The sequence below is a fragment of the Herbaspirillum rhizosphaerae genome (assembly GCF_046025915.1).
GTDB lineage: Bacteria > Pseudomonadota > Gammaproteobacteria > Burkholderiales > Burkholderiaceae_D > Herbaspirillum > Herbaspirillum rhizosphaerae_A.
Map to the genome: position 1 here is coordinate 160,311 of NZ_JAQQFR010000003.1, position 20,321 is coordinate 180,631.

At 55.2% G+C, this 20,321-nt stretch carries 26 protein-coding genes; 22 read left to right on the top strand and 4 right to left on the bottom strand.

Annotated features, from left to right (window positions below; all coding sequences use genetic code 11):
• The first annotated feature begins 184 nt into the window (after positions 1–184).
• From PQR63_RS05650 to PQR63_RS05665, 4 genes are all read left to right on the top strand, one after another.
• Entirely contained in the window at positions 185–1,402 is a 1,218-nt protein-coding gene (locus PQR63_RS05650; protein WP_408166382.1) for an ABC transporter permease subunit, read from the top strand.
• A 29-nt stretch (positions 1,403–1,431) separates the two neighbouring features.
• On the top strand, positions 1,432–2,202 hold the full coding sequence (locus PQR63_RS05655; RefSeq protein WP_408164636.1) for an ABC transporter ATP-binding protein: 771 nt from the start codon (positions 1,432–1,434) through the stop codon (positions 2,200–2,202).
• Positions 2,203–2,365: 163 nt separating this feature from the next.
• Positions 2,366–3,091 carry an ABC transporter ATP-binding protein gene (locus PQR63_RS05660; protein ID WP_408166384.1) on the top strand — a complete coding sequence of 242 codons (726 nt, stop codon included), beginning with the start codon at positions 2,366–2,368 and terminating at the stop codon, positions 3,089–3,091.
• A 117-nt stretch (positions 3,092–3,208) separates the two neighbouring features.
• On the top strand, positions 3,209–3,778 hold the full coding sequence (locus PQR63_RS05665) for an NADPH-dependent FMN reductase (RefSeq protein WP_408166386.1): 570 nt from the start codon (positions 3,209–3,211) through the stop codon (positions 3,776–3,778).
• A gap of 121 nt (positions 3,779–3,899) precedes the next feature.
• Here the strand turns inward: PQR63_RS05665 and PQR63_RS05670 are convergent, their stop codons facing one another.
• On the bottom strand, positions 3,900–4,364 hold the full coding sequence (locus PQR63_RS05670) for a PA2169 family four-helix-bundle protein (protein WP_408166779.1): 465 nt from the start codon (positions 4,362–4,364) through the stop codon (positions 3,900–3,902).
• Positions 4,365–4,963: 599 nt separating this feature from the next.
• Between PQR63_RS05670 and PQR63_RS05675 the strand changes: the two genes are divergently transcribed.
• The 13 genes from PQR63_RS05675 to PQR63_RS05735 all read left to right on the top strand — a co-directional run bounded on the left by PQR63_RS05675 (position 4,964) and on the right by PQR63_RS05735 (position 13,012).
• A complete protein-coding gene (locus tag PQR63_RS05675; RefSeq protein WP_408166388.1) occupies positions 4,964–5,179 on the top strand; it encodes a hypothetical protein in 216 nt (71 codons plus the stop codon).
• A 52-nt stretch (positions 5,180–5,231) separates the two neighbouring features.
• The gene (locus PQR63_RS05680; protein ID WP_408166390.1) at positions 5,232–5,450 is read left to right on the top strand and encodes a hypothetical protein; all 219 of its coding nucleotides are present in this window, start codon (positions 5,232–5,234) and stop codon (positions 5,448–5,450) included.
• Between the two features lie 355 nt (positions 5,451–5,805).
• Positions 5,806–6,117: an ElaB/YgaM/YqjD family protein gene (locus PQR63_RS05685; RefSeq protein ID WP_050479500.1), complete on the top strand. Its 312-nt coding sequence runs from the start codon at positions 5,806–5,808 to the stop codon at positions 6,115–6,117.
• A gap of 65 nt (positions 6,118–6,182) precedes the next feature.
• Positions 6,183–6,737, top strand: coding sequence for a ferritin-like domain-containing protein (locus PQR63_RS05690; protein WP_408166392.1), 555 nt, complete (start codon positions 6,183–6,185; stop codon positions 6,735–6,737).
• 131 nt (positions 6,738–6,868) lie between these two features.
• Entirely contained in the window at positions 6,869–7,072 is a 204-nt protein-coding gene (locus PQR63_RS05695; RefSeq protein WP_408166393.1) for a CsbD family protein, read from the top strand.
• 105 nt (positions 7,073–7,177) lie between these two features.
• Positions 7,178–7,555, top strand: coding sequence for a cell envelope biogenesis protein TolA (locus PQR63_RS05700; protein ID WP_408166394.1), 378 nt, complete (start codon positions 7,178–7,180; stop codon positions 7,553–7,555).
• A gap of 94 nt (positions 7,556–7,649) precedes the next feature.
• Positions 7,650–7,967 (top strand): BON domain-containing protein, encoded by a 318-nt coding sequence (locus PQR63_RS05705; RefSeq protein WP_408166396.1) that lies wholly within the window; start codon positions 7,650–7,652, stop codon positions 7,965–7,967.
• 244 nt (positions 7,968–8,211) lie between these two features.
• A complete protein-coding gene (locus PQR63_RS05710) occupies positions 8,212–8,841 on the top strand; it encodes a response regulator (RefSeq protein ID WP_029363191.1) in 630 nt (209 codons plus the stop codon).
• Positions 8,842–8,953: 112 nt separating this feature from the next.
• On the top strand, positions 8,954–9,421 hold the full coding sequence (locus PQR63_RS05715; RefSeq protein WP_408166398.1) for a response regulator: 468 nt from the start codon (positions 8,954–8,956) through the stop codon (positions 9,419–9,421).
• Positions 9,422–9,658: 237 nt separating this feature from the next.
• A complete protein-coding gene (locus tag PQR63_RS05720) occupies positions 9,659–11,710 on the top strand; it encodes a PAS domain-containing sensor histidine kinase (RefSeq protein WP_408166400.1) in 2,052 nt (683 codons plus the stop codon).
• A 189-nt stretch (positions 11,711–11,899) separates the two neighbouring features.
• The gene (locus PQR63_RS05725; RefSeq protein ID WP_408166402.1) at positions 11,900–12,073 is read left to right on the top strand and encodes a CsbD family protein; all 174 of its coding nucleotides are present in this window, start codon (positions 11,900–11,902) and stop codon (positions 12,071–12,073) included.
• 237 nt (positions 12,074–12,310) lie between these two features.
• A complete protein-coding gene (locus PQR63_RS05730; protein WP_408166404.1) occupies positions 12,311–12,646 on the top strand; it encodes a hypothetical protein in 336 nt (111 codons plus the stop codon).
• 150 nt (positions 12,647–12,796) lie between these two features.
• Positions 12,797–13,012: a YMGG-like glycine zipper-containing protein gene (locus PQR63_RS05735; protein ID WP_408166406.1), complete on the top strand. Its 216-nt coding sequence runs from the start codon at positions 12,797–12,799 to the stop codon at positions 13,010–13,012.
• 269 nt (positions 13,013–13,281) lie between these two features.
• Here the strand turns inward: PQR63_RS05735 and PQR63_RS05740 are convergent, their stop codons facing one another.
• The 3 genes from PQR63_RS05740 to PQR63_RS05750 all read right to left on the bottom strand — a co-directional run bounded on the left by PQR63_RS05740 (position 13,282) and on the right by PQR63_RS05750 (position 14,834).
• Complete coding sequence (locus tag PQR63_RS05740; protein WP_408166408.1) at positions 13,282–13,605, bottom strand: hypothetical protein; 324 nt, start codon at positions 13,603–13,605, stop codon at positions 13,282–13,284.
• Between the two features lie 123 nt (positions 13,606–13,728).
• On the bottom strand, positions 13,729–13,887 hold the full coding sequence (locus PQR63_RS05745) for a DUF3309 family protein (RefSeq protein ID WP_094564977.1): 159 nt from the start codon (positions 13,885–13,887) through the stop codon (positions 13,729–13,731).
• Positions 13,888–13,988: 101 nt separating this feature from the next.
• Positions 13,989–14,834, bottom strand: a complete 846-nt coding sequence (locus PQR63_RS05750) for a hypothetical protein (RefSeq protein WP_408166410.1) — start codon at positions 14,832–14,834, stop codon at positions 13,989–13,991.
• A gap of 520 nt (positions 14,835–15,354) precedes the next feature.
• Here PQR63_RS05750 and PQR63_RS05755 point away from each other — a divergent pair.
• The 5 genes from PQR63_RS05755 to PQR63_RS05775 all read left to right on the top strand — a co-directional run bounded on the left by PQR63_RS05755 (position 15,355) and on the right by PQR63_RS05775 (position 20,280).
• The gene (locus PQR63_RS05755; RefSeq protein WP_408166412.1) at positions 15,355–15,987 is read left to right on the top strand and encodes an ANTAR domain-containing response regulator; all 633 of its coding nucleotides are present in this window, start codon (positions 15,355–15,357) and stop codon (positions 15,985–15,987) included.
• Positions 15,988–16,324: 337 nt separating this feature from the next.
• Positions 16,325–17,605, top strand: coding sequence for a CmpA/NrtA family ABC transporter substrate-binding protein (locus PQR63_RS05760; RefSeq protein WP_408166413.1), 1,281 nt, complete (start codon positions 16,325–16,327; stop codon positions 17,603–17,605).
• A 75-nt stretch (positions 17,606–17,680) separates the two neighbouring features.
• Positions 17,681–18,589 carry a nitrate ABC transporter permease gene (gene ntrB, locus PQR63_RS05765; RefSeq protein WP_408166415.1) on the top strand — a complete coding sequence of 303 codons (909 nt, stop codon included), beginning with the start codon at positions 17,681–17,683 and terminating at the stop codon, positions 18,587–18,589.
• A gap of 67 nt (positions 18,590–18,656) precedes the next feature.
• Positions 18,657–19,466: an ABC transporter ATP-binding protein gene (locus tag PQR63_RS05770; protein ID WP_408166781.1), complete on the top strand. Its 810-nt coding sequence runs from the start codon at positions 18,657–18,659 to the stop codon at positions 19,464–19,466.
• Between the two features lie 133 nt (positions 19,467–19,599).
• The gene (locus PQR63_RS05775) at positions 19,600–20,280 is read left to right on the top strand and encodes a methyl-accepting chemotaxis protein (protein WP_408166782.1); all 681 of its coding nucleotides are present in this window, start codon (positions 19,600–19,602) and stop codon (positions 20,278–20,280) included.
• Positions 20,281–20,321 lie beyond the last annotated feature (41 nt).

The window sequence follows — 20,321 nt, forward strand, 5'->3', positions numbered from 1 at the left end:
ATGTTCCTACTGCGCGAACGTGATCTGCCGCCGTACGGTGCTCGCCATCCTCGTGTACTTCAGTACACTCCGGTGGCTGTGCTCCGGTCGACGACAGCTGACGTTCGCTCGCTACGGAACCTAAGCAAATTTTCCATTTGCTAACGCAAATAGCCTCAGAACAGATAAAGAAAGAGAGACCGACATGGCCTTCCTCACCTTCGACAAGAAACGCAACCCGCGCCAGGCAAACATCAGCCTGGCTGCGCTCCTGATCGTCATGATCGTCTTCCCGTTTGTTGCCAGCATGTTTGGTAACTCCTGGGTGCGCATCATGGACATGGCTTTGCTCTACATCATGCTGGCCCTGGGCCTGAACGTGGTGGTAGGCTTTGCCGGCCTGCTGGATCTGGGCTACATCGCGTTTTATGCGATCGGCGCCTATACCGCCGGTTTGCTGGCCTCACCCCAGTTCGCCGACGTGCTGCAATCCTTCGTCAACACCTATCCGGCCGTGGGCAACTTCCTCGTCATGATCTGCGGCCCGCAGATCGTGCAGAGCGGTATCCACCTGTCGCTGTGGATCATCGTGCCGCTGTCGGCCCTGATTGCCGCCTTGTTCGGCGCACTGCTGGGCGCACCGACCTTGAAGTTGCGTGGCGACTACCTCGCCATCGTGACCCTGGGCTTCGGTGAAATCATCCGCATCTTCATGAACAACCTCAACGCCCCGGTCAACATCACCAACGGGCCACAAGGGATCAACCTGATCGACCCGATCCGCGTCTTCGGCGTCTCGCTGGCCGGTGAACCCGGTTCCGGCTCCATCGTCAAATTCCTCGGCTTCTCCATGCCGTCGGTGAACGCCTACTACTTCCTGTTCCTGCTGCTGTGCATCGGCGTTATCTTCTTCTCGATCCGTCTGCAGGACTCGCGTCTGGGCCGTGCCTGGGTGGCGATTCGCGAAGATGAGATCGCCGCCAAGGCCATGGGTATCAACACGCGCAACGTCAAACTCCTCGCGTTTGCGATGGGCGCCTCCTTCGGTGGTGTGGCCGGCGCCATGTTCGCCTCCTTCCAAGGCTTTGTCTCGCCGGAATCCTTCTCCCTGACAGAATCCATCGCCGTGCTGGCCATGGTGGTGCTGGGCGGCATCGGCCACATCCCCGGCGTCGTGCTGGGCGGCATCATCCTCGCCGCCTTGCCGGAAGTGCTGCGTCACGTGGTCGAACCGGTGCAGATGAGCCTGTTCGGCAAAGTCTGGATCGACGCCGAAGTGCTGCGCCAACTGCTCTACGGCCTGGCCATGGTCGTCATCATGTTGAACCGTCCGGCCGGTCTGTGGCCTTCGCCCAAGCATGAAGACCGCCCCGAAGCCGACCACCCGCACAGCGACGAGCCGGTCGGCGTCGTCAAAGCGTAACCACATCGACGAACACAGAGGACGAATCAATGAGCACCACCACCCTGTTAAAAATCGCCGACGTCAGCAAACGCTTCGGCGGCCTGCAAGCCCTGTCGGGTGTCAGCCTGACGATCGAACAAGGCCAGATCTATGGCCTGATCGGCCCCAACGGCGCCGGCAAGACCACCTTCTTCAACGTCATCACCGGCCTGTACCAACCCGACACCGGCAGCTTCGAGCTGGCCGGCAAGCCCTACAGCCCCAGCGCCCCGCATGAAGTGGCCAAGGCAGGTATTGCCCGCACCTTCCAGAACATCCGTCTGTTTGGCGACATGACCGTGCTGGAGAACGTCATGGTCGGCTGCCACGTGCGCACCAAGCAAAACGTCTTCGGCGCCGTCTTCCGTCACAAGGCAGCAAGAGACGAAGAAGCACAAATCAAAGAGAAATCGCAGAAGCTGCTCGACTTCGTCGGCATCGGCCAGTTCTCGTCGCGTACCGCGCGTCACCTGTCCTACGGCGATCAACGCCGACTGGAGATTGCCCGCGCACTGGCGACCGAGCCACAACTCTTGGCGCTGGACGAACCTGCCGCCGGCATGAACGCCACCGAGAAGCTCGGCCTGCGTGAACTGCTGGTCAAGATCCAGGCGGAAGGCAAGACGATTCTACTGATCGAACACGACGTCAAACTGATGATGGGCCTGTGCAACCGGCTGACGGTGCTGGACTACGGCAAGCCGATTGCCGAAGGCGTACCGGCCGATGTGCAGAAGAACCCCGCCGTGATTGAGGCGTATCTGGGCGCTGCCCATTAATGCGCACCTTGTTCGCCTACTGCGCGCGCGCAGACCAGCACTGCGATGCTCGCCGTACCGCCGTACGGCTGCGCTTCTCCTGCCGGCCTGCCCCCGCTCGCTACGGCGCTCAAGGTACGCCACAGAGTCAACGAAGCGCTGTATAAAAAGTTGAAAGATCATCATGACAACGAACATTTTAAAAGTTGAAGACCTCAGCGTCGCCTACGGCGGCATCAAGGCCGTCAAGGGCGCGAGCCTGGAAGTCAACGAAGGCGAACTGGTCACGCTGATCGGCGCCAATGGTGCCGGCAAGACCACCACCTTAAAAGCCATCACCGGTACGCTGCCGAACTGCAAAGTCAGCGGCCACATCACCTATCTCGGCCAAGCGCTGAAGGGCCAAAGCTCCTTCAACCTGGTGCAGCAAAAGCTGGCGATGGTACCGGAAGGGCGCGGTGTTTTTACGCGCATGAGCATTCACGAGAATCTGCTCATGGGTGCCTACACCAGCGACGACAAACAGCAGATTGCGCAAGACATCGAGCACTGGTTCACGGTGTTTCCCCGCCTGAAAGAACGCGCCAGCCAGATGGCAGGTACGCTCTCCGGCGGCGAACAGCAGATGCTGGCGATGGCGCGCGCACTGATGAGCCATCCGAAACTGCTGTTGCTGGATGAACCGTCGATGGGCTTGTCGCCGATCATGGTGGAGAAGATCTTCGAAGTAATCCGCACGGTATCGGCACAGGGCATCACGATTCTGCTGGTGGAGCAGAACGCCAAGCTGGCCTTGGAAGCGGCACACCGCGGTTATGTGATGGAGTCGGGGCTGATCACCATGACCGGCAACGCCAAGGAGATGCTCAACGATCCACGTGTGAAGGCGGCTTATCTGGGGGAAGCATAAGGAGCACGTTATAGGGGATGCGAAGTCTGGTGTAGGATAGGTCGGTGTTTTCCGCTGTTTGCAAACGCAATTTCAGATTCGGTTTGCAGATTCAACTCCCCCATAAAGGACAGTGAAATGAGCGATACCCCGATCACGATTCTTGGCATCTCCGGCAGCTTGCGTGCAGGTTCTTACAACACGGCGGCTCTTCACGCCGCGGCGGAATTGCTGCCGCCCGGCGTGCGCCTGATTCAGGCCGATATTTCCGACATCCCCTTGTATAACGACGATGTGCGCGCCAAAGGTTGGCCTCCGTCGGTAGAGCGCTTTCGCAAACAGATCGCGGAAGCGGATGCGATTTTGTTCTCTACGCCAGAATACAACTACTCCATTCCAGGCTTGCTGAAAAATGCGATTGACTGGGCTTCACGTCCGCCTGAGCAGCCGTTTGCAGGCAAGGCAACGGCGATCATGGGTGCCAGTCCGGGTGCTATCGGCACTGCACGCGCGCAGTATCACTTGCGTCAGATCGGCGTTTTTCTCGATCTGAAAATTCTCAATAAACCGGAAGTCATGATCGGCGGTGCGGGTGATCGCTTTGACGCCAGCGGCAAGCTGACCCATGAACCTACGCGTGAATTCATCAAGACCATGTTGGTTGCGCTGCAAGAGCTGGCGCTCATGTTGAAGCATCACAAAAAATAAGACTGAGAACGACAATAAAAAAGAGCGGCTTTCGGGCCGCTCTTTTCGTTTCTTCGCTGCGAATCCCCGGGGGCATTCACGCTTTACTTCTGCTTCACTTGCATCTTTTGCTAGTGAATATTTAAGCCGCCTTCTTGGCTCGCACCTGATCGCGCAATGCCTTAACGCGGTCGTGGTTTGCCAGCACGCCCTGATACTGACGTTCAATGATCAAGCGCACGTCGCTTGGCAAATCTTCCGACAGCGCCTTGCGATAGGCGTTGACGGCAGCATCTTCACCGCGCTCGCATTCGTTCAGGATGGCCTCGTCGTTCTTGCCGACGATGGCGCTCTTGATGTTGATCCATTGGCGATGCAAAGCGCCGCTCACCGTGGTGTGATTGGTCGGCTCGCCGCCCAGCGCGCGCACCAGATTTTGCAATTCCAAGGCACTCTGGCCGCAAGCCTGCGAACGCTCCAGGAACTGCGTCTTGTAGTACGCCTGACGTTCCGAGGCGTCTTCCGCACAGACGCGGAAACCTTCTTCGCCATCCTTCGAAATCTGGATCAGATCGTTCAGCGTATCAATCAGTTGATCGTTTTTCATCATGTACCTTTCATTGAAATGGAGGGAAAAAGTTTTTTCTTTTTCTGCTCAAGCATCAGTGCAAATCAGTGCACGAAGAGATAGATCAGCACCAGCACGAAGGCGGGAACGCCCAGTATCCAGGCGAGGAAATACTTACCCATGTCTGCTCCTTGAAATGTGAGGCCAACGTATTGACCAAGAGACGCGCGTCAATCCATTCGGCGAGCCTGTTTGCAATCAGTATCAGTTTGTGACGGAGGGAGATGCTTTTAAAGATTCCTCCGCGCTTATTCGCGTGGAACCGTGTTTGCACCGGTTCACCAGCCAATGTCTGCATCGTAGTAGCTGTAGCTCGCGGCAGCCATCAGACGCTCGCTCAATTGTTTGTAGGAGGGCAACTGCAAACGGCGGTAACGATCACTATCGGATAAGTCGCAAAGCCTTATCCGGCCTGGCTTCTCATCTTGTCCTACAAGACAATGGGCGGGCGTCCTATACCTCTTGCTCAAAGGCATTGCTACGATCCATCCCATCGTATCAATTTGTCGTATCACTGATTCATCGCCAAGCATCATTCATGCACCACTAATGCATCACTAACTGCCGGGGAGCGCGTCATGAACAAGGATCAATTGGTAGGAAATCTGAAAATTGCACTTGGTCGTCTGGATGAAAAAATGGCAAGCTTTTCCGGTAATCAGGCGCGCCGCCGTCATGCCCTGCGATTGCAGGAAGCGGGTGAGGTGCAGCGCACGATGGGTGATGCACGCGAAATCATCAAGCATTCAATCAAACATACGCTGAAGCATTCCGCAAAGCAGATGTCGGCCTGAGCCGCCTGCATTGCGCGAACAGCCAGCGAATAACCATAACAGGGAGCTTGTCATGCTGACCAAACGAAATCTGCTGCTGGCGCTGGGTATTTCCAGCGCAGCCGTTGTCGCCGTACTCAACATCTGCGCCAACCGTCTTGAGCGTGCCGACAAACGTGCTCAGCGCAGGGCATTGCAACGCTGGGAAGGCGAAGGCGGCAATGTGTTTCAGCCAGCCATGCCAGTACCGGCTGCAAAGGCCGACGAGCTGTCGCAAGATGCGACACCGTGAGTAGAGAGTTCAGTATTTTCAGTTTTGCAAGTCCAGTGTCATGTAAGAAGCAATGTTTTACCGGCCTTGTCCTACAAGGCAATCAGCAGCAGTCCTATCGCTGATGGTGAGGGCAGAAAGTATCGTTCAGTTACCGGTTCTGCAGTTGCTCCAGATCAGATCTGCGGCGCGGATACCCAGGGAAAGAACGGAAGAGACAAGCGGTTCGTTTCACAAGACAAGAACATACCGAAACGGGTGCAATCATGGAAAAAATGGTGATTTGCTGGTTGGTGGGCATGCCCCTGTTGATGCTGCTCATTCTTCAATACTTCATGTATTGAAACTGCAATCTAACAAAGAAGGAGTGTAAAAAATGCGCGAAGAAAAATTGCGAACCGTCCGAACTGACGTCCAGGTGCTGTTGCAAGAAGCTCAGGAACTGTTCAATGAAGCCGCAGCGGCGACCGGCCAGAAAGCTGCAGATCTGCGCGCCAAGGGCGAGGAAATCCTCGACCGCGCCTTTATCAAGGCTCAGGGAATTCAATCGTATGTGGTGCAAACCGGCAAAGAGATTGCTGCCACCACCGACGATTATGTGCAGTCCAATCCATGGCGCGCCATCGCCATTTCGACCGGTGTCGGTCTCTTGCTGGGTCTGTGTGTTTCGCGAAGCTGCGAACGCTGAGCTTCGCTCAATAGTTAGCCAGCCTGTCCTCAGCCATATAGCCAACCGGATAAAGGAACAAGATTATGTCAAGCAAGCCATCAACGGTGCATCACATCAGCGACAAGCCGTTTCGTATTGATCGCGAGAAGGTACGCGAAGCAGCAATGAAGACCGGCAACGGCGCCGTCACCGAGGGATACAAAGGTAATCGCGAGGAAATCATCGCCATGCTCAATGATGCCCTGGCGACCGAGCTGGTCTGTGTGCTGCGTTACAAGCGTCATTACTACACCGCCACCGGATTGGAAAACGAGCCGATCAAGGCCGAGTTCCTTGAGCATGCGATGGAAGAAGAAGGCCACGCCGATCAAATTGCCGAACGTATCGTGCAACTCAACGGCGAGCCGAATTTCAATCCACGCGAACTGTCCGAGCGCAGCCATGCGGACTACGACGAATCGACCGATATCAAGTCGATGATTCGCGCGAATCTGATTGCCGAGCGTATTGCGATCGAAACCTATCGCCAGATGATTGAACGCATCGGCGACGACGATCCGACGACCAAGCATTTGCTTATTTCCATCATGGCGAAGGAAGAGGAACACGCCGACGACATGAGCGATCTGCTGGATTGAATGCGCCTGACCGGCGCTTAGACGACGGTTGGGAAAGTAAATAAAGCCAGGCAAAAAAGCCAAGCGAAATCCAGCGGCATACCACATATATCGCACATACCGCCTCATTAACAACAATCAAGGAGAGCAGCATGAACTGGGACATCATTGAAGGAAACTGGAAGCAATTCAAGGGTAAAGCCAAGCAGCAATGGGGCAAGCTGACCGATGATCAGCTCGATACCATCAACGGCAAGCGCGAAGAGCTGGCCGGCCGTATCCAGGAAGTCTATGGCATCAACAAGGAAGAAGCCGAGAAACAACTCAAGGCTTTCGAAGATAACAACAAGGATTGAGTTATTGAACAATACGCCGGCATCGGTGTTATCCCGTCGCCAGTCAGGCATTGTTCGGACCTCGTCTTTAAAACCAAAACCTAAAACTAAAACCAAGGAGTTCTCATGAAAAAATTCATCGCCACTTGTATTCTGACTTCCGCCGCTTTCGGTGCTCACAGCCTGGCAACTGCCGCTGACGCCGTCAAATCTCAATACAAAGCCGACGTCGCTGCCGCTGACGCCGACTACAAGACCGCCAAGGCCAAGTGCAAACCACTGAAGGGCAACGATCAGGACGTTTGCGACAAGGAAGCCAAGGCCACGCATGAAACAGCGATCGCCGATGCGAAGGCCAAGCGCAAGACCAAAGATGCCAACAAAGACGCAGCCAAGACCACCAATGATGCCGACTATAGCGTCGCCAAGGAAAAGTGCGATGCCCTGAAGGGTGCGGAACAAGACAAGTGTACGACCGCCGCTAAGGCCAAGTACGGCAAGTAATTCTGTAGTAATCCAGTAAGGTCATGGAGATGCGATGCTTCTCCATAAAAACAATCACACATCTGTATTTGAATTTACCAACAAGGAAATCATCATGACTTCATCTTTGACCAAACGCTTTATGGGCTTTTTCCTCGCACTGATGATGGTGTCGCTCGTCGGCTGCGCTTCCGGGCCAAACAAGGAAGGCACCGGCGAATATGTCGATGACGCTGTCATCACCACCAAGGTGAAGAGTGCGATCTTGCAGGAACCTAACCTGAAGTCGGCAGAAATCAACGTCGAAACCTACAAGGGTGTCGTTCAGTTGAGCGGTTTTGTGAGCTCGGCAACGAGCGCAACCCGTGCTACTGAACTGGCACGTGGTGTGAAGGGCGTCACCTCGGTGAAGAACGACCTGCGTCTGAAGTAATGTAATACGGCGCGGTGGCTACGGCCACCGCGCCTGCTTATTCAGGCTCACTGCCTGAATATTGTTGTATTGGAATCAAGCAGTAACAGGTAATAAGGTATAGTTAGCCGCGGAAGGCCCCGGTGCCGCCGGGCAACTCAATCAAATGATGGGAACGCTGCAAATCAGGCAGGGAACAGCGCAGCGAAACCGCATTTGCCTGATCAGGAAGGACTGCAGCATTGTCTTGATGCTGGTAAAAACTATGACAAAAATATTAGTAGTCGATGATCACGCTGTCGTGCGTGCTGGTGTTCAGCACTTTATTGCGGACATTCCAAACATGGAAGTCGGCGGAGAAGCAAGTACCGCTGAAGAAGCGATCCGTCTGGTGCGGACCCAAGAGTGGGACATTGTCTTGCTCGACATTGCGATGCCGGACAAAAGCGGCGTCGAAGTATTAAAGCAAATCAAACGCGAAAAACCAAATTTGCCGGTGCTGATGCTTAGCATGCATCCGGAAAGCCGCTATGCGGTTCAGGTGTTGCGCAGCGGTGCCAGCGGCTATGTGCAGAAGGAAGCCCTTGCGACGGATCTGGTCAGTGCGATCAACACCATCTTGCGGGGTCACAAGTACATCAGTTACGGCGTGGCAGAGCTGCTGACGACCGATCCTGTGGATTCGGAGAAGCCGCTGCACGAGACTCTGTCGCAACGCGAATACGAGATTTTTTACAAGCTGGGCCAGGGTCAGGGCGTGACGCAGATCGCCGATGAACTCTGTCTGAGCGTGAAGACTGTGAGTACTTACCGGTCGCGCGTTTTGCAGAAGATGAACATGGCCAACAACGCCGATATCATTTATTACGCCATCAAGAATAATCTGATCGATTAACGGAAGAGGCCGCAGGTACGCAGGGTGCGGTATTGAACCTACGTTGCGCCTTTACTTGCGTCGCCGAGCGGGGCTTTTTTGAAATTGAGTATTGAGTGTCAGGATAGTGATCATGGAGCACGTATTGCAGGACATGTCGGAAAGGATGGGGCGCACCACGAATGCGCCGCTGAAGGTTTTCCTTGTCGAAGATTCAGCGGACGTGCGCGATCTGATCATGGAAAGCCTGGCGGAGATTCCAGGTGTTGAGCTGGCCGGCTATGCCGAGACCGAGCAAGAGGCCGCGGCGCATCTGGAAAACGAAACGTACGACGTGCTGATTCTGGACATCCAGCTCAAGCAGGGCAACGGCATGAACTTGTTGCAGTCGCTCGCGCGTTCCGGCAAGAAAAGCCATGACGAACTCAAGATCATCTTCAGTAACCACGTCAGTGCAACGTATCGCCGCGTCGGCTTGCAATGCGGTGTGCAGTTCTTCTTCGACAAATCTTCCGAATTCACCAAACTACGCAGCTTGATCGAACGGCTCAGCGGTAAGGGAGACGGATTGGCATCGTCGCGCAGATATACGTCGGCGTGATGGCAATGTCGTGTTGGGTCGACGTTAAGTCTTTACGATGCCCGGCACATTCTGCAGAGGCGGCACCTAGCCGTTGAAATAAAGACTGCACCGGTCACCGACGTCTCACCGAAGATGCGGTAGGACTTATTCCTGAGCACGCAGTATTAAATATAATGTATGTCGACGCAAGAACGGTCGCCACGCGCCTGACGCGTGGCGGTCATGCGATCAACGCACAATCGGGGGCTTCAGCACATGCAAATGAAGGCAGCACGCAACGAGATCGGTGAAACCTCCTCGCTGGAGCATTACGTCGCCACCCAGGCAAACTTTGCCAGCATCGCCACTGCCGCAATGAGCCTGGCAATGATGATTGTCTTGTTCGGCATTGTGGTGCTGATCAGTTGTTATGCCGAAGACGACTATCGCAAAATTCTGGCGGATCTGATTGCCGTGCAGGGTAGCACTGCGGTCGGATTTATCCTCGCTGGTTCTGCCTTGTACATGCAATGTCTCAACGTCGGACAATCCAGCCGGCGTCTGGCGATTGCTGCACGCGTCGTTGCATTTTTACTATTGTTGCTGGGTGCCGGATTTCTCTTGCAAAACGTCTTCGGACTGAGCTTGCTGGGTGATCGCCTGCCTGTCATGCTGTCCGGAATATCTCTGGCCCACAGCGCCTTCGGCGCGGCGATCCATCCACTGGCAGCAGGTAGTTTCATGTTGATTGCGCTGACGCTGCTGATTCATGACTGGCGCATTGGTGCACGTCATTATCCAGCCGAATATCTGGCCTTCATCCTCATCGGCCTGAGCGCCATTCCACTTGTCGGTTATTTGTACGGCATCAACAAGCTGACTTTCCTGCATTATTCGACCGGTATCCCTTTCCTGTCGGCACTGGTGTTCCTGTTGCTGGGTGCGGCGCTATTGATGGCGCGGCCGTCGCATCGCCTGATGGCGATCATTGTCAGCCATGCGCCCGGCGGCAACATGCTGCGTCGCTTGCTGCCATCCATGCTGGCGCTGATCCTGATTCTTAATTTGCTGGTGGCGCAAGGCGCTGAATACGGCTTATATGCGGATCGGCTGATGCTGCCTTTCCTGACGTTGATTGATGGCGCGCTGGTAGTGTTCATCTTTTGGCGTTTTGCTGGCCGGCTTGACCGTGAATATGGCGCGCGCATGCAAAGTGCCGCCAAGCTGGCCGAGACTAATTCCCTGTTGACAGCAGTCAGCGACAGCACGCGTGAACCGATCTTTGTCAAGAATCGGCAGGGCTTGCTGGTATTTGCCAATCCGGCCATGCTGCAGCAAGTCGGCAAGACCTGGGAAGAGGCGATGTACCGCGCCAGCCGTGAACTGTTTTCAAAAAAAGAAGATGCCGACCGTATCGATGAAGACGACAAGCGCGTGATGGCCAGCGGCTTGCCGGAGACCATCGAGCAGACCCTCCATTTGCCGCATGGCGTCTTCACCTATCAATCGACACGCGTCCCCTGGTTCGACAAGCTTGGCGATGTACTGGGCGTGATCGGTATCAGCACGGATATCTCGGAGCGCAAACGCGCGGAAGACTCTTTGCGCGAGCGCGAAGCGCAGCTGGAGAAGACCGTGATCGAACGCACGGCCTTGCTGCGTGAATTGACCAACCATCTGGAAACCGTCCGTGAAGAAGAGAAGCGGGCCATTGCACGTGAGCTTCACGACAACATGGGCGCATCGTTGACCGCCCTGAGCATGCATCTGGAAAGTGTCTACAAGATCTTGCCCGACGATGAAAAGTGGCAAGAGCGCAAGCCACGCATTCAAGGACTGATGAATTCTCTGGTCGGCACCACACGGCGGATTCAGACTGAATTGCGGCCCAACATGCTTGATCTGTTTGGACTCAAGGCTGCCATCACCGAGCAAATGGATGAGCTTGCCGAGCGTACCGGAATGACCTGCAAGGCCAGCCTGCCGGACGAAGATGTCGCCATCGGTCATCAGATGGAAATCGCCATCTACCGCATGTTGCAAGAGATGCTCAATAACGTTACCAAACATGCCAAAGCAACGCAGGTCGATGTGATTCTGGATGTCGACGAAGAGCAGGTTGCATTGACCGTACGCGACAACGGTGTCGGTATTTCGCAAGACCGGCGCGACAACAACAAAACTTATGGTTTGCGCGGCTTGCGCGAGCGCGCCACATTCTTCGGTGGGGAAGTGGATATCCGCTCCACGCCAGGAACAGGTTCGCTGATCACTATCCGTTTGCCTGTTGCGCCTCCAGCAACAAGTGCCTCAGCGCCTTCCGCATAAACCTGACGCTGACTTCGGTTTTCAGGTCGTTTTTTACTCTGCTTGTCCTACATTTCAAAGCGGGGCTGTCTTATAGTCCCGCATCTCCCCCTCCACTAAGATGAACTCATCGCGTTTCCACTCATGGAGATGTGTGCAGTTGACTGTTGAGCATCGCAGTAGCTGGTCTTTCAACTTTCAGGAGTAATCATGAATAAAGATCAAGTTCAAGGTAGCGCAAAACAGGTAGCCGGCAAGGTTCAACAAAAGGCTGGTGAAGTTGCGAACAGCAAGGAACAACAGATCAAGGGCGCCGCCAAGCAAATCGACGGTAGCGTTCAGAAGAGCTACGGCGATGCCAAGGAAGCTCTGAAGGATCGCTGATCCTTAGCCAGTCAATGGGAGCAAATGCTCCCATTTTCATGTGTGCTCGTCATGTCGTGTAGGAATTGTCTTACGCCAGAATCGGAGAAGCACGGCTATTGAGCCATCCTCGGTTTTGTCATGATGGCTCGATGAAAAAACAGGCAGGTATCACGAATCATTAGTATCGCCAGTCTCGATTGTGCAGGATCAGGCATTCCCGGAATGTAGTGCGCCGGAAGTGTCGAGGGAGGGATTATGAAAAAAACAGGAACAGTTGCTTCGCTCGTACTGACCGGCATGATGGCATGTGCTGCCGCCCTAGCCGCCCCTGTAACGACCGCGAGCATAGCTTCAGTGCATGCTGGTGATGCGACGCCGTTTGTCATGGCAAAAAGTCATGCGCAGGCATCCAAGGCAAAACCCGCATTGGAGAAAAAGAAATTCCGTTATCTCGACATGGTTGAGAGAAAGCATCCTTCTTCGATCCGCAATGCCGTCATCGTGTACGACCATGTGCTGATGAGAAAGAAAGCATGCGATGCGCACGATCCTGCAAGTGTAAGCGAATGTTTAGGACGGCCATCGGTGTGAAACTATCCACCGCCAGAGCGTCTAAAAAGTATGTGCCCTGAAACCTGCAATGGGTGCACGACTGATTCACTCGCTTAAATCAGCTTGAACCATTTCCTGAGTCATGTGCTGCATCGGCAGCATCAATCAACTTTATATAGAGGTGTCATCATGAAAAAAATACATAAAATTGCAGTGACTTCGATCACTGTGTGCGCCCTTACGGTGTTGAGCGGCTGTAGCGGCATGTCTCAGCGCGACAAGAATACTGCGGTCGGCGCTGGCGTCGGCGCAGTCGGCGGCGCCATCCTGACGGGTGGTAGTGGTATCGGTACAGCCGGTGGCGCAGCGGTCGGTGGTGTGATCGGTAATCAAGTCGGCAAATAATTTGGCAACTAAGTTTGCAAGCAAGCTTGTTGAATAATATGTAAGCGCAAACTCGGCCGGACTTACCCGGCGCTACATCTGATCCGGATGTGGCGCATGGGGAAAATGCAGGAGACACAGCCTAAGAAGAACAAGGGGACCTTATTGGTCCCCTTGTTTTTGCGTCTTTACGAAATAAAAATAACGGCAGCGCCGTGCCTAATTCATTCCAGGCAGGCTATGTAGAGGGGTCACATCAAGAACGCTGTGCGATCTCCGTATGGCTGGCTCTATTCGCTTGCAGTTGTGTTCGCGTAAATGCGTTTGGCGCGTGCCAAATCGCTTTGCAGCAGATCGCGGGCTTCCTTGCGGCAGGCCTTGGCTTCGGTGCGTTTGAGCGGTTTGCATTCCTGCAGCGCCTGCGCGTAAGCCGCGTGCGCCTCTTTCAGCAAGGTCTTGTTATGCAGTTTGGCGGTGTCGTCGCCTTCATACCAGCGCTGTGGATCCTGTTGTGACACATCTTCTTCCGCTGCCATGGCAGGCAAATGAGCGGTCAAGCAAGCGGCCAGGAAGAACGGTAGTAGCAAGAGGTGTTTTTGGCGATTTTTTGTCATCGTTACGAGCTCCCTTCCAGTCAAAATGATAAGCGGCGCTGCATCTCGAAGATGCAACGCCGCTCATCATATCCTGTTTGTGGTGCAGGCAAGCAAAACCTGTATTTCTACAGCTTTACAGGTCTATAACCGTCCCAGCAAAACCAGAATCAGCAGAATCACCACAACAGTGCCGGCGATACCGCTTGGACCGTAACCCCAGGAACGGCTATGTGGCCATGCCGGCAGGGCGCCGATAAGAATCAGGATTAGTACGATCAGTAGAATGGTGCCGATGGTCATGTTGTTCTCCTTGTTGTACTGCAAAATTTGCAGTGGTTACCGCGGTTACCAACGCTTTGCGCCACGCCGGGTGGCGGGCGCAAAGCGTCAATGATAAAAACTCAGAAGCGCACCTTCACATAAGCAGAGGGGCCCTTGAGACGGATGTCGAGGTTGGCGTCGTTGATCGTGCCGCCACCGCTGCGATTGATGTTGATGCGTGTGATGCCATAGTCGGCGCCGATACCCAGGTTGGCCAGCGGATACCATTCCGCACCGAATGCGGCGCTATAGATATGGCCGGTGACGCGGCCCCAGTTTTTCTTCACGCCGGAGGCTTCGGCATAAAGGCGGAAGTCTTTGCTGAAGGCGTGTTTCCAGCCAAGTTCCACCAACGGCGCCCAGGTTTTTTCGGTATAGCTTTCGTTGAATGTGCCGGAGGTGCCGTTGAGCGTTGCCGCTGCATTGACGTCCAGGTGGGCGCGGTAGTATCCGCCACCAAGACCAATGCCGAACACGTCGCTGCCCTGTCCGATCCACCACTTATAGGCCACTGATGCCATGTCGACCTGCAAGTTAGCGTCGGCGTTGGCGCTCAGGCTGGAGGTGCTGCCACCGATCAGCGCAGATCTGTCGATGGCGCCGCTATTGTTTTTCTTGTATGTGAAGTAATCGAAAGACAGACCCTGGCTGTCGAACAGCAATATCTCGCCACGGATGCGCGGCAGCGTAGTGCGGTCGCGATCGATGTCGCCGGATTGGAAGTTGCCATATTGCGTATTAGCGTTCACACGAAACGTCGGGTCGACATAGTAGGCGCCTGCCGACAGGCTGAAGCGGTCAAGTGCCGGCGAATGCTCAGCCAGTGCGCTTGCCGATGTCAGTGCAAGCGCACTGCCCGCAGCGAAGTAGGTGGCAAGTTGCGCGGTTTTTCTGACGGCGGGCGATGTGCGGGTACGGCGTAACATGTGGGTCTCCTCCTGGCTTAAATGGGGCAGATGCAGTGTCAGGTTCGCCTGCGAAAAGCAGGAGATGACGCAATGGATCTTATCTATCGCCGTCGTCGCGGTAGATAGGTGTGCGTCTCAATTTCCTGTAGGAAAAGGCGAGTTGCGGAGTAGGAGAGAATCAGAGAGCAACGTCGTGCTTGCGGCAAGCATGGTGGTATTTTCTGGTTTGATTTTTGCTTGCAGAAGACTGACAACAGCAGAGAATGCGGTGAGGTCAATGTGATCCCAGCGTGATGGCGACGTTACGGAGGGGCTGCAAGCATGGCCCTCTAGCCTGAATGCATCATGAGGTGATATAAAGTGTGCGGCCGCAGCAAATGAGTTACTATTCGCCTGGTTGCGCCCGGTCGTATTTGAGGGAAGAGCAGTGAAGCAGTCGAAGCAACAACCTCAACAGACGCAGCAACAAAAACAGCCCATAGATCCGCAACGAGTTCAGAATCGATTTACGATGTCCAGGCAAACATTGGAACCGCACATGCGCAACTTACGCATCGTTGTCGTCAATACCATCATCGACCATGTCGATGAAAGCGATGAAAGTAACGACGCGCTCCACGAGCAGGCGGAGCGTGGAAAAGCCTTGCGTATCGGTTTGCTGGAAGCGGGCTATAACATCATCGCCTCGTTGCCCGCCGATCTCTATCTGCCGGAACGTATCGCCCAGCTGCAGCCCGACATGATCATCATCGACGCCGAGTCCGATGCGCGCGACGTGCTGGAGCACATCGTCATCACCACGCGTGATGAGCGTCGTCCCATCGTCATGTTTACTGAAGACGATACAACCTCCACCATGGAAGCGGCGATGGAAGCCGGTGTCACCGCTTATATCGTTGCCGGTCTCCAGTCGGAACGCATCAAGCCGGTGCTGGACGTAGCGCTGGCGCGTTTTCGGCAGGAGCAGAAGCTGTTGACCGAACTGTCGGACACCAAGCACAAGCTGGCTGAGCGCAAGGTGGTTGAGCGCGCCAAGGGCGTGCTGATGGCCAAGCACAAGCTGTCGGAAGAGCAGGCCTACCAAAAACTGCGCAGCATGGCCATGAACAAAAATCTCAAACTTTCTGAAATCGCCCAGCGCCTGCTGGATGTCGAAGACTTGCTCGGCTGACATTTTTTCTTTCCTTAATATCGATCATCGTCGGCAGTCTTGCACCGCCAAATTGGTGCGCAGCACAAACGCGGTGCGCTTAATTCCGGCATGCGGTTAGTGCGTTGAATCCTTCTCAGATCATCCCTATTGCTTCTTTCATAGCGTAGCTAGGCGGCTTTTGCCATTCTTGGGCTCGCTTGGCACGCTCTTTGCTGAATCCTCGGTATAGCGCAAGGTTTGCGCATCGAACGGTTCGGCCAATGGCGGTTGAACCATCCAAGACAAAGGCGTCTTTCAGCATGCTTCATTGCGTGCTGAAGGGACGCCTTTTTTATTTGCTGAATGGGGAAACGCGATGGAATTCAAAGAGCAACAACCGAACAAGGCCGTGGCAACTGTCGAGGAAGTGGATTTCAAGCGTCGTCAATTAATTCAGACTGCAGGACTTGCAACAGGAGCGACCATGTTGGGACTAGCAACAGGAGGAGCCTGGGCAGCCGGCTCGGACAAGCCGGAAAAAGAAGAAGTGAAGATCGGTTTCATCCCGCTGACTGACTGCGCTTCCGTGGTGATGGCTTCGGTGCTCGGCTTCGACAAGAAATACGGCATCAAGATCGTGCCCAGCAAGGAAGCCTCCTGGGCCGGCGTGCGCGACAAGCTGACCAATGGCGAGCTCGATGCTGCGCACGTTCTGTATGGCCTCATCTATGGCGTGCAAATGGGCATTGGCGGCCAGAAGAAAGACATGGCCGTGCTGATGAGCCTCAACAATAACGGCCAGGCCATCACGCTGTCCAAAAAGATCGCCGACAAGGGCGGCGTCGACGGTGCATCGCTGGCCAAGCTGATGCAAACCGAAAAGCGCGAATACACCTTTGCACAGACTTTTCCGACCGGTACGCACGCCATGTGGCTCTACTACTGGCTGGCCGCCAATGGTATCAATCCGATGAAGGATGCCAAGGTCATCACCGTACCGCCGCCGCAAATGGTCGCCAATATGCGCGTGGGCAATATGGATGGTTTCTGCGTTGGCGAACCATGGGGCCACCGCGCCATCGTTGACGGTGTCGGCATCACCGCCACCACCACCCAAGACATCTGGAAAGACCATCCTGAAAAAGTCCTGGGCACTTCGCTCGACTTCGTCAAGAAAAACCCGAACACCTGCCGCGCCATGATGGCGGCGATCCTCGACGCGAGCAAATGGATCGATGCCTCGCTGGCCAACAAGAATAAGATGGCCGAAGTCATTGCCGACAAGTCGTATGTCAACACCAGCAAGGATGTGATCGACCAACGCATCATGGGCCGCTATCAGAATGGTCTCGGCAAGACCTGGGACGACCCGAATTACATGAAGTTCTACAACGACGGCGCGGTCAATTTTCCGTATCTGTCGGACGGCATGTGGTTCATGACGCAGCATCGCCGCTGGGGCTTGCTCAAGGACGATCCGGACTATCTGGCCGTGGCCAAGTCGGTCAATCAGATCGACCTCTACAAGGAAGCCGCCACCATGACCAAGACCAGTATTCCGAAGGATCCGATGCGCACTTCCAAGCTGATGGATGGCACCGTATGGGACGGCAAGAACCCGAAGGCCTACGCCGCATCGTTCAAGATCAAGACGTAAGCACGTGCTTCATCGGCGGTGCGCCTGATCAAGCAGGCGCACGTTTTTGTCGCAGCACAGAGTAAAGGAATCGATATGAGCGCAGTCATGGAAACGACGATGAATGAAAACCCGAAGCCGGCTGCTGCAAGTGCAGCTGCGGTTTCAACAGCGGCTGCAACGCCGGTCGTCAAGACGAAGTCGAAGCAGCCGAAGAGATCTCCGCTGATGGCAGGCTTGCTGATGAAGGTATTGCCACCGCTGACGGGCCTCGCTTTTTTGGTACTGGTGTGGCAGATCATCGCCGCCAAGACCGGCAATTTCCCGACGCCACTGGTGACCTTGCAGGAAGCCATCAAGCTGTTCTCCGATCCGTTTTATCGCACTGGTCCCAACGATCAGGGCATCGGATGGAACGTGCTGGCATCGCTGCAACGCGTGGCGATCGGCTTCGGCCTGGCGGCATTGGTGGGCATTCCATTGGGATTTCTGATTGGCCGCGTACGCTTCTTGTCGGGCATGTTTGGCCCGATCATCAGCTTGCTCAAGCCGGTGTCGCCGCTGGCCTGGCTACCGATCGGCCTGCTGGTGTTCAAGTCGGCCAATCCGGCGGCGATCTGGTCGATCTTCATCTGCTCGATCTGGCCGATGATCATCAACACGGCCGTTGGCGTGCAGCGCGTACCGCAGGACTACATGAACGTGGCGCGCGTGTTGAACCTGTCCGAATGGAAGATCCTGACCAAGATCCTGTTTCCATCCGTCTTGCCGTACATGCTGACCGGCGTGCGCCTGGCCATCGGTACGGCGTGGCTGGTGATCGTCGCGGCAGAAATGCTGACCGGCGGCGTGGGCATCGGTTTCTGGGTCTGGGATGAATGGAACAACCTGAACGTGCCGCACATCATTATCGCAATCGTCGTGATCGGCGTGGTGGGGCTGATCCTCGAACAATTGTTGGTAGCGTTGGCTAAGGCCTTCACTTACGAACAGGTCAGTAACTGACCCCGCGTCCCCATTTTGAATACTTATTTTGAACGATCATGCAGTCGAAGCCGAGAAGGAAATTCTGATGGAAGCGATGAACAAATTTATCGAGATCAATGACGTCGAGATGGTGTTCCATACCAAGAAGGGCACCTTTCATGCGCTGCGCGATATCAATCTGAGTGTGCAAAAGGGCGAGTTCATCACCCTGATCGGCCACTCCGGTTGCGGCAAATCGACACTGTTGAATCTGATCGCCGGCTTGCTCAAGCCGAGTGACGGTTTGCTGTTGTGCGCCAATCGCGAAATCGCCGGCCCCTCGCCGGAACGTTCGGTGGTGTTCCAAAACCATTCTTTGTTGCCTTGGCTGACCTGTTACGAAAACATTTATCTCGGCGTGGAGCGGGTGTTCGGTGCGACGGAAAACCGTACGCAACTGCGCGACCGCACGCGCGCCGCTTTGGCCCTGGTTGGCCTGACGGCTGCTGAAAGCAAGCGGCCGAATGAGATTTCCGGCGGCATGAAGCAGCGGGTCGGCATTGCCCGCGCGTTGGCAATGGAGCCGAAGGTCTTGCTGATGGACGAGCCGTTCGGTGCATTGGATGCCTTGACCCGTGCCCACCTGCAGGACGAGTTGCTGAAAATTGTCGCGAAGACGGCATCGACCGTTGTGATGGTCACGCACGATGTCGACGAGGCTGTGTTGCTGTCGGATCGTATCGTCATGATGACCAACGGACCTGCCGCAACCATCGGCGAGATCCTCGACGTCAAACTGGCGCGTCCGCGCGAGCGTGTGGCGCTGGCGCAGGATGCACAGTATTCCGAATACCGTACGGCGGTGCTTGAGTTCCTTTATCGCAAGCAAGCGCATCCGGCGAAGGAAGCCGCGTAGAAAAACGCAGCACAAATAGAGTAAAACGCAGAGTAGCAGCGCAAGAAGCAACGCAAGAAGCAATGCAAGAAGCAATGCAAGAGCGGATTCAAACGAAAGGAACAATATGGCGGTCACCGGGCAAATCAAGCTGATGCAAAACAGCGGTACCGGAAAGAGCGAGACGACTTCCGCTGCCGATACCAAGCCTTTGTCGGGCGAAGTGTTTGGCGCATTGATCAACCTGTCGGGACGCCGCCGTTTCACGTCGCAGCGTCTGGTGTTGTATGCGGTGTTGGCGTCGCAAGGCCATGCAGGCGCCACCACGATCGCTCGCGAGGCGCTGGCCTTGTTCCGCGGTGCGCATACCGCGTTGGTGAAAGGTTCGGATACCGTTCCCGGTATTTTTTGCGAAGAAGTGCGAGAGGCGTATTTCGGCAGGTTGGATGGCGACGCGCAGATTGTCTATTTCATCAATCTGGCGGAGCGTACGCTCAACGCCATCGACGATAGCTTGCGTGATGCACCGGCATTGTTGGAGGAGTTGGTGCGCATCACCACGCCGATGCTGAGCGTGCTGAACCAGATTACCAGCGTGTACGAAGAGCAGTCGAAGCGTCATGCGCTGCTGATGAAGAAGCAACTGCGCGGCATCATGACCGATATCGAAACCATCGCCAAGCAGGCCAAGATGGTGTCCTTCAACGCACGCATCGTCGCGGCGCGCGCAGGGCAGGCCGGTAAGGAGTTTTCGGTGGTGGCGGGGGTGCTGTCGAATATCACGACCGAGATCGATGATCTGGTCAAGGTGGCATTGAGCGGCGCGGCAGCATAGCTTTCGGACAACTTTCGTGCGGCTTGGGTGCAACTTCTGCA

What these genes read in the sequence shown, in the direction of transcription:
- PQR63_RS05650 (WP_408166382.1), top strand. Translation starts at nt 185, where the DNA reads ATGGCCTTCCTCACCTTCGACAAGAAACGCAACCCGCGCCAGGCAAAC.
- PQR63_RS05655 (WP_408164636.1), top strand. Translation starts at nt 1,432, where the DNA reads ATGAGCACCACCACCCTGTTAAAAATCGCCGACGTCAGCAAACGCTTC.
- PQR63_RS05660 (WP_408166384.1), top strand. Translation starts at nt 2,366, where the DNA reads ATGACAACGAACATTTTAAAAGTTGAAGACCTCAGCGTCGCCTACGGC.
- PQR63_RS05665 (WP_408166386.1), top strand. Translation starts at nt 3,209, where the DNA reads ATGAGCGATACCCCGATCACGATTCTTGGCATCTCCGGCAGCTTGCGT.
- PQR63_RS05670 (WP_408166779.1), bottom strand. Translation starts at nt 4,364, where the DNA reads ATGAAAAACGATCAACTGATTGATACGCTGAACGATCTGATCCAGATT.
- PQR63_RS05675 (WP_408166388.1), top strand. Translation starts at nt 4,964, where the DNA reads ATGAACAAGGATCAATTGGTAGGAAATCTGAAAATTGCACTTGGTCGT.
- PQR63_RS05680 (WP_408166390.1), top strand. Translation starts at nt 5,232, where the DNA reads ATGCTGACCAAACGAAATCTGCTGCTGGCGCTGGGTATTTCCAGCGCA.
- PQR63_RS05685 (WP_050479500.1), top strand. Translation starts at nt 5,806, where the DNA reads ATGCGCGAAGAAAAATTGCGAACCGTCCGAACTGACGTCCAGGTGCTG.
- PQR63_RS05690 (WP_408166392.1), top strand. Translation starts at nt 6,183, where the DNA reads ATGTCAAGCAAGCCATCAACGGTGCATCACATCAGCGACAAGCCGTTT.
- PQR63_RS05695 (WP_408166393.1), top strand. Translation starts at nt 6,869, where the DNA reads ATGAACTGGGACATCATTGAAGGAAACTGGAAGCAATTCAAGGGTAAA.
- PQR63_RS05700 (WP_408166394.1), top strand. Translation starts at nt 7,178, where the DNA reads ATGAAAAAATTCATCGCCACTTGTATTCTGACTTCCGCCGCTTTCGGT.
- PQR63_RS05705 (WP_408166396.1), top strand. Translation starts at nt 7,650, where the DNA reads ATGACTTCATCTTTGACCAAACGCTTTATGGGCTTTTTCCTCGCACTG.
- PQR63_RS05710 (WP_029363191.1), top strand. Translation starts at nt 8,212, where the DNA reads ATGACAAAAATATTAGTAGTCGATGATCACGCTGTCGTGCGTGCTGGT.
- PQR63_RS05715 (WP_408166398.1), top strand. Translation starts at nt 8,954, where the DNA reads ATGGAGCACGTATTGCAGGACATGTCGGAAAGGATGGGGCGCACCACG.
- PQR63_RS05720 (WP_408166400.1), top strand. Translation starts at nt 9,659, where the DNA reads ATGCAAATGAAGGCAGCACGCAACGAGATCGGTGAAACCTCCTCGCTG.
- PQR63_RS05725 (WP_408166402.1), top strand. Translation starts at nt 11,900, where the DNA reads ATGAATAAAGATCAAGTTCAAGGTAGCGCAAAACAGGTAGCCGGCAAG.
- PQR63_RS05730 (WP_408166404.1), top strand. Translation starts at nt 12,311, where the DNA reads ATGAAAAAAACAGGAACAGTTGCTTCGCTCGTACTGACCGGCATGATG.
- PQR63_RS05735 (WP_408166406.1), top strand. Translation starts at nt 12,797, where the DNA reads ATGAAAAAAATACATAAAATTGCAGTGACTTCGATCACTGTGTGCGCC.
- PQR63_RS05740 (WP_408166408.1), bottom strand. Translation starts at nt 13,605, where the DNA reads ATGACAAAAAATCGCCAAAAACACCTCTTGCTACTACCGTTCTTCCTG.
- PQR63_RS05745 (WP_094564977.1), bottom strand. Translation starts at nt 13,887, where the DNA reads ATGACCATCGGCACCATTCTACTGATCGTACTAATCCTGATTCTTATC.
- PQR63_RS05750 (WP_408166410.1), bottom strand. Translation starts at nt 14,834, where the DNA reads ATGTTACGCCGTACCCGCACATCGCCCGCCGTCAGAAAAACCGCGCAA.
- PQR63_RS05755 (WP_408166412.1), top strand. Translation starts at nt 15,355, where the DNA reads ATGCGCAACTTACGCATCGTTGTCGTCAATACCATCATCGACCATGTC.
- PQR63_RS05760 (WP_408166413.1), top strand. Translation starts at nt 16,325, where the DNA reads ATGGAATTCAAAGAGCAACAACCGAACAAGGCCGTGGCAACTGTCGAG.
- ntrB (WP_408166415.1), top strand. Translation starts at nt 17,681, where the DNA reads ATGAGCGCAGTCATGGAAACGACGATGAATGAAAACCCGAAGCCGGCT.
- PQR63_RS05770 (WP_408166781.1), top strand. Translation starts at nt 18,657, where the DNA reads ATGGAAGCGATGAACAAATTTATCGAGATCAATGACGTCGAGATGGTG.
- PQR63_RS05775 (WP_408166782.1), top strand. Translation starts at nt 19,600, where the DNA reads ATGCAAAACAGCGGTACCGGAAAGAGCGAGACGACTTCCGCTGCCGAT.